Annotated in this window: 18 protein-coding genes; 11 read left to right on the plus strand and 7 right to left on the minus strand. The window is 64.3% G+C overall.

Features of this window, described 5'->3' with window-relative positions; all coding sequences use genetic code 11:
- The first annotated feature begins 371 nt into the window (after positions 1 to 371).
- Positions 372 to 917, plus strand: a complete 546-nt coding sequence (locus KVT37_RS24150) for a YbhB/YbcL family Raf kinase inhibitor-like protein (protein WP_217577523.1) — start codon at positions 372 to 374, stop codon at positions 915 to 917.
- Positions 918 to 1,025: 108 nt separating this feature from the next.
- Here the strand turns inward: KVT37_RS24150 and yghU are convergent, their stop codons facing one another.
- The gene (gene yghU, locus KVT37_RS24155) at positions 1,026 to 1,895 is read right to left on the minus strand and encodes a glutathione-dependent disulfide-bond oxidoreductase (RefSeq protein WP_217577524.1); all 870 of its coding nucleotides are present in this window, start codon (positions 1,893 to 1,895) and stop codon (positions 1,026 to 1,028) included.
- A 203-nt stretch (positions 1,896 to 2,098) separates the two neighbouring features.
- Between yghU and KVT37_RS24160 the strand changes: the two genes are divergently transcribed.
- Both KVT37_RS24160 and KVT37_RS24165 read left to right on the plus strand, forming a co-directional pair.
- Positions 2,099 to 3,001 (plus strand): S1C family serine protease, encoded by a 903-nt coding sequence (locus KVT37_RS24160; protein WP_217577525.1) that lies wholly within the window; start codon positions 2,099 to 2,101, stop codon positions 2,999 to 3,001.
- A 13-nt stretch (positions 3,002 to 3,014) separates the two neighbouring features.
- Positions 3,015 to 3,971, plus strand: a complete 957-nt coding sequence (locus KVT37_RS24165) for a LysR family transcriptional regulator (RefSeq protein ID WP_217577526.1) — start codon at positions 3,015 to 3,017, stop codon at positions 3,969 to 3,971.
- Here KVT37_RS24165 and KVT37_RS24170 read toward each other — a convergent pair.
- The 3 genes from KVT37_RS24170 to KVT37_RS24180 all read right to left on the minus strand — a co-directional run bounded on the left by KVT37_RS24170 (position 3,922) and on the right by KVT37_RS24180 (position 5,397).
- Complete coding sequence (locus KVT37_RS24170; protein ID WP_217577527.1) at positions 3,922 to 4,659, minus strand: SDR family oxidoreductase; 738 nt, start codon at positions 4,657 to 4,659, stop codon at positions 3,922 to 3,924. The two genes, KVT37_RS24165 and KVT37_RS24170, sit on opposite strands and share 50 nt — an antisense overlap.
- A 102-nt stretch (positions 4,660 to 4,761) precedes the next feature.
- Entirely contained in the window at positions 4,762 to 5,196 is a 435-nt protein-coding gene (locus KVT37_RS24175; RefSeq protein WP_217577528.1) for a type II toxin-antitoxin system HicB family antitoxin, read from the minus strand.
- 12 nt (positions 5,197 to 5,208) lie between these two features.
- Positions 5,209 to 5,397, minus strand: coding sequence for a type II toxin-antitoxin system HicA family toxin (locus KVT37_RS24180; protein ID WP_042642833.1), 189 nt, complete (start codon positions 5,395 to 5,397; stop codon positions 5,209 to 5,211).
- Between the two features lie 224 nt (positions 5,398 to 5,621).
- On the opposite strand from KVT37_RS24180, the gene KVT37_RS24185 reads away from it, so the two are divergent.
- Positions 5,622 to 6,221, plus strand: a complete 600-nt coding sequence (locus tag KVT37_RS24185; RefSeq protein WP_217577665.1) for a YdeI family protein — start codon at positions 5,622 to 5,624, stop codon at positions 6,219 to 6,221.
- Between the two features lie 141 nt (positions 6,222 to 6,362).
- On the opposite strand, the gene KVT37_RS24190 is transcribed toward KVT37_RS24185, so the two are convergent.
- Complete coding sequence (locus KVT37_RS24190; RefSeq protein ID WP_217577529.1) at positions 6,363 to 6,692, minus strand: hypothetical protein; 330 nt, start codon at positions 6,690 to 6,692, stop codon at positions 6,363 to 6,365.
- 295 nt (positions 6,693 to 6,987) lie between these two features.
- Between KVT37_RS24190 and KVT37_RS24195 the strand changes: the two genes are divergently transcribed.
- Both KVT37_RS24195 and KVT37_RS24200 read left to right on the plus strand, forming a co-directional pair.
- On the plus strand, positions 6,988 to 7,695 hold the full coding sequence (locus tag KVT37_RS24195; RefSeq protein WP_217577530.1) for an SDR family NAD(P)-dependent oxidoreductase: 708 nt from the start codon (positions 6,988 to 6,990) through the stop codon (positions 7,693 to 7,695).
- Between the two features lie 32 nt (positions 7,696 to 7,727).
- Entirely contained in the window at positions 7,728 to 8,357 is a 630-nt protein-coding gene (locus KVT37_RS24200) for an NADPH-dependent F420 reductase (RefSeq protein ID WP_217577531.1), read from the plus strand.
- A gap of 21 nt (positions 8,358 to 8,378) precedes the next feature.
- Here the strand turns inward: KVT37_RS24200 and KVT37_RS24205 are convergent, their stop codons facing one another.
- The gene (locus tag KVT37_RS24205) at positions 8,379 to 9,050 is read right to left on the minus strand and encodes a GntR family transcriptional regulator (protein ID WP_217577532.1); all 672 of its coding nucleotides are present in this window, start codon (positions 9,048 to 9,050) and stop codon (positions 8,379 to 8,381) included.
- Positions 9,051 to 9,370: 320 nt separating this feature from the next.
- On the opposite strand from KVT37_RS24205, the gene KVT37_RS24210 reads away from it, so the two are divergent.
- From KVT37_RS24210 to KVT37_RS24230, 5 genes are read left to right on the plus strand one after another with little or no spacing between them, the layout of a single operon-like run.
- The gene (locus tag KVT37_RS24210; protein ID WP_217577533.1) at positions 9,371 to 10,579 is read left to right on the plus strand and encodes an ABC transporter substrate-binding protein; all 1,209 of its coding nucleotides are present in this window, start codon (positions 9,371 to 9,373) and stop codon (positions 10,577 to 10,579) included.
- Complete coding sequence (locus tag KVT37_RS24215) at positions 10,576 to 11,388, plus strand: ABC transporter ATP-binding protein (RefSeq protein ID WP_217577534.1); 813 nt, start codon at positions 10,576 to 10,578, stop codon at positions 11,386 to 11,388. The genes KVT37_RS24210 and KVT37_RS24215 overlap by 4 nt, the downstream gene beginning before the upstream one ends.
- Positions 11,385 to 12,089 carry an ABC transporter ATP-binding protein gene (locus KVT37_RS24220; protein WP_217577535.1) on the plus strand — a complete coding sequence of 235 codons (705 nt, stop codon included), beginning with the start codon at positions 11,385 to 11,387 and terminating at the stop codon, positions 12,087 to 12,089. The genes KVT37_RS24215 and KVT37_RS24220 overlap by 4 nt, the downstream gene beginning before the upstream one ends.
- Positions 12,090 to 12,096: 7 nt before the next feature.
- Positions 12,097 to 12,984, plus strand: coding sequence for a branched-chain amino acid ABC transporter permease (locus tag KVT37_RS24225; protein ID WP_217577536.1), 888 nt, complete (start codon positions 12,097 to 12,099; stop codon positions 12,982 to 12,984).
- 1 nt (position 12,985) lies between these two features.
- Positions 12,986 to 13,954 carry a branched-chain amino acid ABC transporter permease gene (locus KVT37_RS24230; protein WP_217577537.1) on the plus strand — a complete coding sequence of 323 codons (969 nt, stop codon included), beginning with the start codon at positions 12,986 to 12,988 and terminating at the stop codon, positions 13,952 to 13,954.
- Between the two features lie 232 nt (positions 13,955 to 14,186).
- On the opposite strand, the gene KVT37_RS24235 is transcribed toward KVT37_RS24230, so the two are convergent.
- Positions 14,187 to 14,660 carry an Lrp/AsnC family transcriptional regulator gene (locus tag KVT37_RS24235; RefSeq protein WP_217577538.1) on the minus strand — a complete coding sequence of 158 codons (474 nt, stop codon included), beginning with the start codon at positions 14,658 to 14,660 and terminating at the stop codon, positions 14,187 to 14,189.
- Positions 14,661 to 14,663 lie beyond the last annotated feature (3 nt).

Consider the following 14,663-nt stretch of genomic DNA (forward strand, 5'->3'; position numbering starts at 1 on the left):
CAGTTCGACTGCCTGCCCAAAGAATCCCTTCTCAGGCCAACTTCAAGTCCCAAAAAACCCATATGCGATTCCCCTGCACAAGGGGGGGGAGATCAGCTATTCTTCGCCGGCTATCACCCCGTTCTCGCGCAGGCGTGATGGGTAGTGCGCAGGCGTGATTGTCCGCGCGGACCATTCCTCGGCTAGGGTCGCGGCCGATCCAACACCCCCTGGATCGACCCGGCCGTGGGGTCCCACCTCCATGGTCCGTACGAAAGAGCCCCGACGGCCTCCACCGGCGGGGCTTTTTCGTTATCTGAGCAGGCCAGCGCGTCGGCTGCCCTCTTTCGGGCCGCTTTTGCGCTACGCTGCGTTATCTCAGGGAGGATAGGATGAGTTTGCGCCTCGGCTTCACCACGCTTGCCCTCGTCGCTTTCGCCGCGCAGGCGCAGGCGTTCGAGATTTCCAGCCCCTCGGTATCTGACGGCAAATGGGATGCGAAATATCTCGGCGACAAGGCCGGCTGCGGCGGCAAGAGCATCTCGATCGCCCTTGCCTGGAAGGATCCGCCGGCCGGCACCAAGAGCTACGCATTGACCATGTTCGATACCGATGCCAATGGCGGCAAGGGTTTCTGGCACTGGCTGGCCTGGAACATCCCGGCAAGCGCCAAGGGTCTGGGTGAGGGTGCCGGCGCGCCGGGCGGCAAGCGCATGCCCAGGGGCTCGGTGCTGGGCAAGGGCGGCGTCGGCCGCGCCGGCTATTTCGGTCCATGCCCGCCGCCGGGCAGCGGCGAGCATCACTATGTCTTCACGCTCTATGCGCTTGGCGAAAAGACGCTGCGCATTCCGGAGAACCCGTTGCCGGAAATGGTGTCGGTCGCCGCCAAGAGTTCCGCGCTGGGAGAGGCGAGCGCGACGTATACTTACGGGAGGTAGCGGGACGCCCTACCTCCCCCCCGGGGAGGTCGGACCGAAGGTCCGGGTGGGGGGCGCCGCACCGCGCTGCTGTGCAGCGACCCTCCCCACAAGGGGAGGGTGGGAGCCTCACTCCGCCGCTTGCAGCTTGTCCTGTGTCTTCGTCTCGAAGTCGCTGGCGTCGTGGCGCTCGCGCAGCTGGAAGGCGGGATCGCCGGACATGCGGTTGACCATGCGGCCGCGCTTCACCGCCGGCCGCGCGTCGATCGCGTCGGCCCAGCGCTGCACGTTCTTGTACTCATGCACCGAGAGGAACTGATGGGCGTCGTTGTAGCTGCGGCCCTTGGCGAGCCCGCCGTACCAGGGCCACACCGCCATGTCGGCGATCGTGTAGTCGGGGCCGGCGAGATATTCGCTCTCCGCCAGACGGCGGTCGAGCACGTCCATCTGCCGCTTGGTCTCCATGGCGAAGCGGTCGATGGCATATTCGATCTTTTCCGGCGCATAGGCGTAGAAATGGCCGAAGCCGCCGCCGAGATAGGGGGCCGAACCCATCTGCCAGAACAGCCATGAGAAGGTTTCGGCACGCGCGGCGCGCTCGGTTGGGAGGAACTCGCCGAATTTCTCGGCGAGATAGGTGAGGATCGAGCCGGATTCGAACACCCGCACCGGCTTCGGCTCGCTGCGGTCCATCAGCGCCGGGATCTTCGAGTTCGGGTTGACCCCGACGAAGCCCGAGCCGAACTGGTCGCCGTCGCCGATCTTGATCAGCCAGGCGTCGTATTCGGCGCCCTTGTGGCCGAGGGCCAGAAGTTCCTCCAGCATGATCGTCACTTTCTGGCCATTGGGGGTGGCCAGCGAATAGAGCTGCAGCGGATGCTTGCCGACCGGCAGTTCCTTCTCATGCGTGGGGCCGGCGATCGGCCGGTTGATCGAAGCGAACTCGCCGCCATTCGGCTTGTTCCAGGTCCAGACTTTCGGCGGGATGTATTGGTTCATGGGCAAAGGCCTTGCGGGTTTGGGAAGGCAGCGACGTCTGCTGATGGCGATAGATTTAGGTGCGGGTTTGCCCGCGTCAAAGAAAAAAGTTCAATCTTCGTTGAACTAGCGCTTGTGCCAGCCCGACAAGGAGGAAATCCACCCTTGCACCGCGCTCCTTTGGCCATACTTATAGAAAAACACATGCAATGCAGGATGGATCGATGACCATCGAGAAAATTTCGCGCTCCGTCGTTGCCGTGCGCGCCACGGTTCCGGATGACGCTTTCACCGCCAATGCGCTCGGCACGCGCCGTGAAGGCAGCGGCGTGGTGATCCGCGACAACGGGCTGGTGCTCACCATCGGCTACCTTATCACCGAGGCTGAAGAAGTGTGGCTGACCGACCAGGACGGCCGCGTGGTCGCCGCGCACGCGCTGGCCTATGACCAGGAGACCGGCTTCGGCCTCGTGCAGGCGCTGTCGCCGCTCAATCTGCCGGCTGTCCAGTTCGGCAATGCCAGGAAGGCCGATATCGGCGACGCGGTGACGCTCGCCGACGGCGTCGGCCAGCAGGTCGACGCCCACATCGTCACCAAGCAGGAATTCGCCGGCTACTGGGAATATCTGATCGACGAGGCGATCTTCATCGCGCCCGCGCATCCGTCCTGGGGCGGAGCGGCGCTGTTCGACCGCGACGGCAAGCTGCTCGGCGTCGGGTCGCTGCGCCTGCAGATGAGCCGCGCCGGCGAGGTTGCCGACATCAATATGGTCGTACCGATCGATCTTTTGACGCCGATCCTCGACGATCTCGTCAAGCGCGGCCAGGCGGCCAAGGCGCCGCGTCCCTGGCTCGGCGCCTTCTCGGCCGAGTCGAACGGCATGGTGGTGGTGATGAGCGTAGCCGAGGGCGGCCCGGCGGCAAAGGCGGGCCTGCGCCAGGGCGACATCATCTCTGATGTGCGCGACGGCGAGGTCGACGGTCTGGCCGATTTCTACAGAAAACTCTGGGAGAACCCGGCTGGTGCGGAAATTCCGCTGCGCGTCGTGCGCGACGGTCGCGAGACCTGGCTGCGCGTCAAATCCGCCGACCGCAATTCCTTCCTAAAGAAGCCGCAGCTGCAATAGCCTTGAGGTGCCGATGCATCCCAGGCTGCTGAAGACGTTTCTCGCGGTCGAGCGAACGCGCAACGTCACGCGCGCGGCGCGAGAGGTCAATCTCGCCCAGTCCAGCGTCAGCGATCAGATCCAGGCACTGGAGGCCGAGCTTGGCGCTGTGCTTTTCACCCGCTCGCGGCAGGGGCTCGACCTGACGTCGGCGGGCGAGGCGCTGAAACCCTATGCCGAAGATCTGCTGGCGCTCGCCGACGATGCGCGCGCCGCCATCGATGCCACCAAAGCCGGGACGGCCGGCAGCCTGTCTATCGGCGCGCTGGAGACGATCGCCTCGGCAAGGCTGGCTCCATGGCTCGCGGGTTTCCGCGCGGATCAGGCCAGCATCGACATCAAGCTCAGGATCGCCGGCAGCGGCGACTTGCTGCGCCGGCTGGGCGAGGGCGAGCTCGACGTCGCCTTCTGCTTCGAGCGGCCGCCTGGGCTTGATGTCGATGCCGGCGCCTCGGGCCAGCGCCTTGCCAGGCGTGTCGTGGCACACGAGCCATTGGCGCTGATCGCGCCACCCGGCGACAACCGTGCGGATGTCGATCTGGCGACGCTGGCCGAAAAGCATTTCGTCGCCACCGAGACCGGCTGCGTCTACCGCGCCATGGTCGAAAAGGCATTCGCCGAGGCAGGGCTGGGCAAGCCCAGCCTCGCCGCCGAAGCCGGCAGCATCGACGCCATCGCCGGACTGGTGGCCGCCGGCGCCGGCTTTGGCCTGGTGCCGCGGCTCGCGGTCGCCGCCGCGATCGATCGCGCAGAGGTGGCCGAGTTTGCCTGGCCCGGCCCGGTCCGCTCGGCCGACATCGTCATGATCTGGCGCCGCCGTCGCGTTCAGCCGCCGGCGCTGAAGCAGTTTCTCGCAGCGATGAGTGAGGGCTTTGCTCCGGTCAAACCAGCCGGTGCCCGCCCTCGACATGCAGCGTCGTCCCCGTCGTAAAGCCGTTGCCGATCAGGAAGCTTATTGCGCCGGCAATGTCCTCAGGCCTTCCGACGCGTCCCGCCGGCAGGCGCTTCGCCATCGCGGCCAGCGTCTCGTCCTTTTTGTCCCCAGCGACGAATTCCCAGATCGGCGTGTCGACCCAGCCGGGCGAGACGGCGTTGACGCGGATCGGCGCCAGTTCGACGGCCAAGGCCCGCACCAGCCCCTCAAGTGCTGCGTTGACGGCCGCGACCACCGAACCGCGCGCCGCCGGCCGGTAGGCGGCAATACCGGAGACGAACGTCAGCGAACCTGTCGACGGCAGCTTGGGCGCGCCATGCTTGGCAAGCAACAGCGGCCCATAGAACTTGCTCTCCACCACAAGCTGAGCAGCCGAAAGCTCGATCTCGGGCAGCAGCCGGTAGGCGCCCTCGATCGCGGCGGCGGTGCTGACGATATGGTCGAGCCGGCCGATGCGCGCGAACAGTGCCGCGACCTCGTTCTCGCGGCCGATGTCGACCACCGCCGTTTCGAGCATTCCCGGGTACCCAAGCGCTTCCCGCGCCGCGCTCAACTTCGCTTCGCCCCGCCCGGCGATGATGACGTGCGTGCCTTCCTCGAGACAGCGCCCGGCAAGCGCCAGCCCCATCCCCGAACTGCCGCCGACGATCAGGATCTTTTCCATGTCCATGCCTTTCCTTTGCATGGACGCTCATGTGGCAGGCCGTCGCGCGAAGCGGAAACGGAAGAAACCGATAGTGCTATCGGAGGGTCCGATGTTACCGCCGCCCAGCTTTCGCCGGGAAAGTCAGGCGGCCTTGTGGAACTCCATGTCAAAGCGCAGCGGATGGCCGAGCGCCTTGAACGCCTCCTCGAGCGAGTCGAGCCGTGAATTGTGGTCGAGCCGGAACAGCCGATCGACATGCTCTCGTTGGCATTTCAGCTCGCGCATCAGATCAGCCCTACTCCAGCCCTTTTCCCTCAGAGCCATGTAGAGAGCCGATTTCAGGAAGACGAGCGCTGGGACTTCCACAAACCATCCCTTGCCCTTGGTTTCCTTGAGCGGGAAGGGGATATCATCCCCGTGCGCAATTCGGGCGGCAATGGCTTCCTCGATCGCATTTCGTCCATTGCTGCAGGCTTCGTCTTTTGTGCCGCCATATGAGACCACCTCGTCGAATTGAGGTGCCGTAACCAGCCAGGTATCGTTGTCGTCGGGCGTGAGAGCGAGTTCATACCACATGCATAGTCTCCTCTATTTCAGGCCCAGATCCTTCTTGATCTTCTCGACCAGACGCGTTCCAAGCTCTTTGCCGCCGCCATGCATCGGCAGTTGCGAGACCTTGTCTTTGAGACGGACAGTCAGGTGACCGCTCCCACCGCGGTGGGTTTCAAAGGTACATCCCTGCTTGGCGAGCCAGCGCCGGAATTCGCTTGCGTTCATAAAGATAGCGTATCCCACACATCTGTGGAAGTCAACAGAAGTGTGGAGTTCTTTTGGACCATTGGAAAAACGAGAGAAATTTATCTTGGTTGACGCTTCAATTTGTAAACGAGGAACCCGTCGGACCAGGCTATCTAACGCTTTGCTGACACAAACTAGCACCAACCCCCGCTACAAACGCCGTGGAATCGTCCACACTGGTGACGACGAAAAACGAGGTGATGATGGCCCCGATCAAGGTCGATCCCGACAAAGTCCGGGAATTCCCCGATGCCGGGAGCTTCCATGCCTGGCTGGCCGACAACCACGCCTCTGAAAGCGAGGTCTGGATCAAGATCCACAAGGTCGGCTCGGGGCTCGCTTCGATAACGCCGAAGCAAGCCATCGACGTCGTGCTTTGCTTCGGCTGGATCGACGCGGTGCGCAAGTCGCTCGACGACACGAGTTACCTGCAGCGCTACACGCCGCGCGGCAGGAAGAGCATCTGGAGCAAGATCAACATCGACAATGTCGCGCGCCTGGTCGAGGAGGGCCGCATGACCGAGCATGGCCTGCGCGAGGTCGAGGCTGCCAAGGCCGACGGCCGCTGGGATCGCGCCTATGGCGGCTCGAAGGAGATGACCATTCCGCCAGACCTGCAGGCGGCGATCGATGCCGAACCGAAGGCGAAGAAGATGCTGGAAACGCTTTCCGCCCAGAACCGTTTCTCGCTCGCCTTCCGCACCCACAACATGAAGACAGAGGCGGGGCGCAAGAAGAAGATCGCCGATCTGGTGGCCATGCTGAAGCGCGGCGAGACGATCTACCCGCAGAAGAAAAAGTAAGTCGCCATGAAACAAAAACGCCGTCCTTGGAGGACGGCGTTTCCGGGAAGCGATGATCCCGAACCCCGTTGAAGCGGCGCGGGATCATCCGGTCATGAAGTCTTGCGCAATAGCTTAAAAAAAATCAGGCGGGAGCGAGCCTTATGCGGCCTGCTTCTTGGTGTGCTTCTTGTGGGCGTGCTTGTGAGCGCGCTTCACGTGATGCTTCCGCACATGATGCCTGTGGTCCTTGCGCAGGTGATGCTTGCGGGCGTGATGGCGGCGGTGATGCCTCTTGTGCTTCTTGTGATGCGCGACCTTGGCGGGCTTGGCCGTTTCGGCAGCCGCCGGAGCAGCGGTGGTCGTGGCCGGAGCAGTGGTCGTCGTCGCCGGAGCGGTCGTCGTCGTCGTGCTGGTCTGGGCATTGGCGGCCGGCACCGCGAAAGCGAGCGCGACGGCCAGGCCGAGTGCGGAAAGAATGGTCTTTTTCATATCGGCATTCCTTTTCGAAGATCGATATCGGGTTGTCGCTCGCCGCATTCGTCGGCTGCTCCGGGTGCACTTATGACAGCCGGTCTTTTCGCGAGTTTTTCCAAACTGTTGAATCTGGTTTCTGGATTGTGTCTGGCGCGGAGGGCCTGGCTAGGGTTGTGTCAGCCGGCAGCTCTGCGCGAAGCTAGGTATTCATGCATTCTGTCGCACAATGATTGCGAACTCTTCGCTCTAATAAATCGGCACGATCGATGCGATCTTGCTGTCGACACGAGGAACTGAAGGAGCAGAAGCAATGGCCGCTCAGGCAAATTACTCCGGCAAGGCGGCGCTCGTCACCGGCGGCAATCGCGGCATCGGCCTGGAAACGGCAAGGCAGTTGGCCGAGCTCGGCTTCACCGTGCTGATCGGCGTGCGCGACCTTGCCAGGGGCGAGGCGGCGGCGAGCAGGCTCGGCGGCAAGGTCGAGGCCATCGCGCTTGATGTCGCAGCACCCGATGCAGCCGCGCACGCCGCGGCCGAGGTCGAGCGCCGCTTCGGCCGGCTCGACGTTCTGGTCAACAACGCCGCGATTCACTACGACCCTTCGGCGCGGGCGCTCAAGCCCGACTGGACGGTGATCCGCGAGGCATTCGAGACCAATGTCTTCGGCGCCTGGCGCGTCGCCGCCGCCTTTGCGCCGTTGCTCAGCGCCTCCGGCCATGGCCGGCTGGTCAATGTCTCGTCGGAAGGCGGCTCGCTCACCTCGATGGGTGCCGGCGCACCGGCCTATTCGACCAGCAAGGCGACCCTCAACGCGCTGACCCGCATCCTTGCGGGCGAGCTGCGCGGGGCGGGCGTGCTGGTCAATTCGATCTGCCCCGGTTGGGTCGCGACCGACATGGGCGGACCGGGCGGTCGCCCGGTCGCGCAGGGTGCCGCCGGCATCGTCTGGGCCGCGACCTTGCCCGACGACGGCCCGACCGGCGGCTTTTTCCGCGATGGCAGGAAGCTGCCCTGGTGAGCGGCCTTTCAACGAATGCGAAGGAGGCGAAGATGAAGATCGGCATCCTGGGTGCCGGCATGATCGGCGGCACGGTCGGACGCCTGTGGACCGAGGCCGGACATGACGTGACGTTCGGCGTGCGTCATCCCGCACGGCTGTCCCAGCTGATCGCCGAGACCGGCGGCAAGGCAAGGGCCGGTTCGGCGCTGGAGGCCGTCAGCGGCGCCGATGCGGTGCTCGCCGCCATTCCCTTCCGAGCCTGGCCCGGCGTCGCCGGCGAGATCTCCGGGGCGCTCGGCGACAAGATTGTGCTCGACGCCACCGTCCCCGATCCACCGCGCGACGGCGCCTTCGGCGATGCAGCGCTCGCCCGGCCCGATGGCGTCGCCTTCGCCGTCGCGCCGCTCTTGCCGCGCGCCAAACTGGTGCGCGCCTTCTCGACAGTGATGTGGACGACGCTGGGAGCGGAGGCGCATCGTGCAGGCGACCGCATCGGTATCCCGCTCGCCGGCGACGATACCGAAGCGCTGGCGCTCGCCGTGCGGCTGGTGACCGACGCCGGCTTCGATCCGGTCGTGGTCGGCGCCCTGTCCGAAGCGAAGCGTTTCGACCCTGGCGAAAGCGTGTTCAACAGCGACATGAGCGGCCGCGAGGTGAGGGCGGCGCTTGGACTTGGCTAGACATCCGACGCATTTTGGCTTTCACGGCGTTTCGCCGGGCGCCTTCCCGATCTCTTCGAGATAGACCTTCTTGCTCGGCTGCAGATGGTCGACGCACAGCTGCGCCAGAACCTGATTGTCGGGTTGTTTCATCGCCTCGATCATGAGTTCGTGCTGCCGGCGCGACACCTTGAGCTGTTCCGGATCGGCCAGTGAATTGGCACGCACCGGCAAGCTCAGCCGCATATACTGCTCGATCGACGACACCAGGTAGTCGTTGCGGCAAGCCGAAAACATGGCGAGGTGGAAACGATCGTTCGCTTCATGGATGCCGCGCAAATTGTGCGCCTCGACTTCACGACTATGGGCGCCATGAATCTCCGTCAACTCCTCGATCAGCGCCTCGCTCGCCGGCAGCGGGATCATCAGCGCAGCCTGCCGCTGCAAGAGCTCGCGCACCTCGTAGATCTGCCGGACCTCCTCGGGCGACAGCCTTCTCACCATCGCGCCCTTGTTGCGCTCGCGCGTGGCGACGCCGAGTTTTTCGAGCTGATAGAGCGCCTGACGGATGGTATGGCGCGAGACCGGGAAGCGGGCAAGCAGCACGTCCTCGACCAGCCGCGTGCCCGGTGCCAGCCGGCCGAAGATGATATCTTCCTCCAGCGCCCTAACCACATCGGCTTCCTTGCCGCCATAATCCGTCACGGTGAGCATCCATAATTGCTTATCGGCAAAGCGAGTTTGCCGCGTTCGTCACGCTCCGGCAATCGCGTGATCGTGCCTGTCGGGCCGCAATCTCACGCGGTCGTGACCCTATGGGCGCGGGCAGGGGCCGGCATGCTACGAAAATAGCATTCTCCCATCGCGAAACTGGATGCTACGGTCGCCGCGCTTGCCTTCCAGGCGGGCAGCGGCCCGCAGGATGGAGATGGCGCGCGGGGCGCTTGTTTCTCAATGAAAATCGGGGCGGGACAGTTGAACCATCGCGAGGCCGGCGCGTTTGACGTGGTTGGCCACAAGGGAGGAAATTACCAGTGAAAGCATCCTATCTCGTCTCGGCCGCGCTTCTCGCGGCATCCGCGATGCCGGCGGCGGCCGGCGAAATCTCCGATGGCAAGGTCAAGATCGGCATCTTGAACGACCAGTCGGGCGTCTATGCCGATTTCGGCGGCAAGTGGTCGGTCGAGGCAGCCAAGATGGCGGTCGAGGATTTCGGCGGCAAGGTGGGAGGGGCGCCGATCGAGATCGTCAGCGCCGACCATCAGAACAAGGCAGACATTGCTTCCAACATCGCCCGCCAATGGTACGATACCGAGCAGGTCGATGCGATCATGGAGCTCACCACCTCGTCGGTGGCACTGGCCGTGCAAGGCATTTCCAAGGAAAAGAAGAAGATCGACATCGTCACCGGCGCCGCCTCCACCGATCTTACCGGCAAGCAATGCTCTCCCTATGGTTTCCACTGGGCCTACGACACCCACTCCCAGGCCGTCGGCACCGGCGGCGAGCTGGTCAAGCAGGGCGGCGACAGCTGGTATTTCATCACCGTCGACTACGCCTTCGGCTATTCGCTGAAGGACCAGACCGCCAAGCTGGTCGAAGCAAGCGGCGGCAAGGTGGTGGGCGAGGTGCGCTATCCGCTGGGCTCCACCGACTATTCCTCCTTCCTTCTGCAGGCACAGTCCTCCGGCGCCAAGATCGTCGGCCTCGCCAATGCCGGCCTCGACACCTCGAATTCGATCAAGCAGGCAGCCGAGTTCGGCATCGTCGCCGGCGGCCAGCGTTTGGCGGCACTCCTCTTCACGCTCGCCGAAGTGCATGGCCTCGGCCTGCAGGCGGCGCAGGGCGTGGTGCTGACCGAAGGCTATTACTGGGACCGCGACGACAAGAGCCGCGATTTCGCCCAAAAATTCTTCAAGCGCACCAACCGCATGCCCAACATGATCCAGGCCGGCACCTATTCGGCGGTGACGCAATATCTGAAGGCCATCGACAAGGCCGGCACCGACGAGACCGAGGCGGTGGCCAAGCAACTGCATGAAATGCCGGTCAACGACGTCTTCACTGCCAATGGCAAGGTGCAGGCCGACGGCTCGATGGTGCACGACATGTATCTCTACCAGGTCAAGAGGCCGGAAGAGTCGAAGAAGGACTGGGATTACTACAATTACCTGGCGACGATTCCGGGCGACAAGGCCTTCATGAAGGCCGAAGACAGCGGCTGCCCGCTCGTCACCAAGTGACGCTCGCCACCGCCACTGCCGTCCGCCCGGACGGCATCGATCGGACGCCGCGGGTGGTGCTTTCCGCCCGCGGTCTCAGGCGCGACTTCGCCGGCTTCGTCGCGGTGAAGGATGTCGACCTCGACGTCCATCACGCCAAAATCCATGCGCTGATCGGCCCGAACGGGGCCGGCAAGACCACGATCTTCAATCTGCTGACCAAATTCCTGCAGCCGACCAGCGGCAGGATCGAATTGCTCGGCAGCGACATCACCCGCACGCCGCCGGCGCGTGTGGCGCGCATGGGCCTCGTGCGCTCCTTCCAGATATCGGCGATCTTTCCGCACCTCTCCGTACTCGATAATGTGCGGGTCGCGCTGCAGCGTCCGGGCGGGCTGGGCTATCAGTTCTGGCGCCCGGTCTCCGCGCTCGACGCATTGACGCCAAGGGCGCGCGAATTGCTCGCCATTGTCGGCCTCGACGATGCGGCGCATCGTCTCGCCGGCGATCTTTCCTATGGCCGCAAGCGCGTGCTGGAGATCGCCACCACGCTGGCGCTCGACCCGAAAGTGCTTCTGCTCGACGAGCCCATGGCCGGCATGGGGCATGAGGATGTCGGCATGATCTCCGGCATCATCCGCTCGCTGGCCAAGGACCGCGCCATATTGATGGTCGAGCACAACCTCACCGTCGTCGCCGATCTCTGTGACTGGATCACCGTCATGCAGCGCGGCCAGGTGCTCGCCGCCGGCGACTATGCCACCGTCAGCAAGGATGAGCGCGTGCGCGTCGCATACATGGGGACCGAGCATGAAGATGGCCGGGCATGAGTGAGCCGCTGCTTGCCGTGCGCGATCTCCACGCCTGGTATGGCGAAGGCCACGCCTTGCACGGCGTCAACCTCGATGTCATGCGCGGCGAGACCGTTACCTTGCTTGGCCGCAACGGCGTCGGCAAGACGACGACTTTGCGCGCCATCATGGGGCTGATCCGCAAGCGAACGGGAAGCGTCACCTTCAACGGCAAGGATCTTCTGCGCCTGCCGCTGCACCGCGTCGCGCATCAGGGTATCGGCTTCGTGCCCGAGGAGCGCGGCATCTTCGCGACCCTCACTGTCGACGAGAACCTGATCCTGCCGCCTGTCGTGGCCAAGGGCGGCATGAGCGTCGAGGAGATCTTCGAGCTCTTCCCCAATTTGAAGGAACGCCGCAGCAGCCAGGGCACGAAACTGTCCGGCGGCGAGCAGCAGATGCTGGCGATCGCCCGCATCCTGCGCACCGGCGTCGAGATGCTGCTGCTCGACGAGCCGACCGAGGGCCTCGCGCCGGTCATCGTGCAGCGCATCGGTGAACTGCTGGCGACGCTGAAAAAGCGCGGCATGACCATCCTGCTGGTCGAGCAGAACTTCCGCTTCGCCGCCCGTATCGCCGACCGTTTTTATCTGATGGACCACGGCAAGGTGGTGGAGGGGTTCCCGGTCGGGCAGCTTCCGGCGCATACCGAAAAGCTGCATGAGGTGCTGGGGGTATGATGGCCAAATGACCATGATCTTCGGCATCCCCATCCAGGCGCTTCTTGGCCAGTTGCTTGTCGGCCTGATCAACGGCTCCTTCTACGCCATGCTCAGCCTTGGGCTGGCCGTCATCTTCGGCCTGCTGCGCATCATCAATTTCGCCCATGGCGCGCTCTATATGCTGGGCGCCTTCATCGGCTATCTGCTGCTGGTGCATCTCGGCATCGGCTACTGGCCGGCGCTGGTCCTGGTGCCGCTCATCGTCGGCCTGTTCGGCATGCTGGTCGAACGCCTGGCCCTGTCGCATCTCTACCGCCTCGATCCGCTCTACGGCCTGCTCTTCACCTTTGGCCTCGCCTTGGTCATCGAAGGCGTGTTCCGCTACTACTATGGCGTGTCGGGCAATCCCTATGCCGTGCCGGCGCTGCTCGCCGGCGGCACCAATCTCGGCTTTATGTTCCTGCCCAATTATCGCGGCTGGGTGGTGGTGGCCTCGCTCATCGTCTGCATCGGCACCTGGCTCCTGATCGAGAAGACCAGGCTCGGCTCATACCTGCGCGCCGCCACCGAAAACCCCGAGCTTGTCCAGGCCTTCGGCGTCAACGTGCCGCTGCTGTTGACGCTCACCTATGGGTTGGGCGCAGCGCTCGCTGGTCTTGCCGGCATCCTCGCCGCGCCCGTCTACCAGGTCAGCCCGCTGATGGGCTCCGACCTGATCATCGTCGTCTTCGCCGTCGTCGTGGTCGGCGGCATGGGCTCGATCCTCGGCGCCATCGTCACCGGCTACATGCTCGGCCTCGCCGAGGGCCTGACCAAGGTCTTTTACCCGGAGGCCTCGAATCTCGTCGTCTTCGTCATCATGGCGATCGTGCTGCTGCTTCGGCCGGCCGGCCTGTTCGGAAGGGACGCCTGAGATGAGCGAGGCAGCCCTTCACGCGGAACGCAGCGCCGCCTCCGTCAGGCTGGAACGGGCGCTGGTGGCGCTGGGCATCGTGGCGCTGATCGCGGCGCCTTTCGTCATCTATCCGATCTTCGTCATGAAGATGCTGTGCTTCGCGCTGTTCGCCTGCGCCTTCAATCTGTTGCTCGGCTACACCGGCCTGCTGTCCTTCGGCCACGCCGCCTTCTTCGGCGGTGCGGCCTATTTCTGCGCCTATGCGGTGAAAGCCTGGGGTTTGCCGCCGGAGGCCGGCATCCTGCTCGGCACCGTGGGGGCGGCCGGGATGGGCCTCGTTATGGGCTTCCTCGCCATCCGCCGGCAGGGCATCTATTTCTCGATGATCACGCTGGCGCTGGCGCAGATGTTCTATTTCTTCTGCGTCCAGGCGCCTTTCACCGAGGGCGAGGACGGCATCCAGGGCGTGCCGCGCGGCCATCTGTTCGGCGTCGTCGACCTCAACGTCACCATGAACATGTATTTCTTCGTGCTCGCCGTCTTCCTGATCGGCGTCTTCGCCATCTGGCGCATCGTCAACTCGCCCTTCGGCATGATCCTGCGCTCGATAAGAGAAAACGAGAACCGCGCCATCTCGCTGGGCTATTCCGTCGGCCGCTACAAGCTCGCCGCCTTCGTCATGTCGGCAGCACTTGCCGGTTTGGCCGGCGCGACCAAGGCGATCGTCTTCCAGTTCGCGACGCTCACCGACGTCACCTGGCAAATGTCGGGCGAGGTTATCCTGATGACGCTGCTCGGCGGCATCGGCACCATGGTCGGCCCGGTTGTCGGTGCCGGCCTGGTTGTCGGCCTGGAGAATACGCTGGCCACCTCCGGCTTCCCGGTGACCATCGCCACCGGGCTGATCTTCATGGTCTGCGTGCTGATTTTCAGGCGTGGGATTGTGGGGGAGGTGTATGCGCGGTGGCTGGGGCGAGCAGGGGAATGAGCGAAGGCGGCGGTTACAGCTAATCTCCCCCCTCGTGGGGGAGATGCCCGGCAGGGCAGAGGGGGGCGCGAAGGATCGCCTGCCTCACTGATTTGCCAATAGCGAGATGATCCTTAAGCAGGTTAGGCCGACTGCCACTAGCTGATAGGCTGGCGGGACAGCGCCCCCCTCTGGCCTGCCGGCCATCTCCCCCACGAGGGGGGAGATCAGCAGCTTCGGCGCCGCGCCTAGTCTACCCCACCGGCACTTCCAGCCCCACCTTCACCCGGTCCATCGCCACGAACGTTCGAAACCGCTTCACATTGTTGTTCGCGAAGAACAGCCGCCTGGTCAGCGCCTCGTAGTCGGCCATCGAGGCGACGGTGACGACGAGGATGAAATCGGCCTCGCCGGTGACGTAATAGCATTGCTGCACCTCGGGAACTTGCGCGAAGCCGCGCTTGGCGGCGTCGATCAGCTCGGCGCGTTCGCTCTCCACCTCGACCTCGACGAAGATGGTGATCGGGTGGCCGACCCTGGCCGGATCGACCAGCGCCACATTGGCGCGAATGACGCCAGTCTCCTCCATGCGCTTGATGCGCCGCTGCACGGCCGGCGCCGACAAATTGACCCTCTCGCCGATCACGCGCTGCGGTGTCGTGTTGTCGTGCTGCAGGATGGCGAGGATCGCGCGGTCGAAGGCGTCCAGCTCAGGCGAAACGGGCATGAC

Origin of the sequence: Mesorhizobium sp. GbtcB19, from assembly GCF_019091085.1 — a bacterium.
GTDB lineage: Bacteria > Pseudomonadota > Alphaproteobacteria > Rhizobiales > Rhizobiaceae > Mesorhizobium.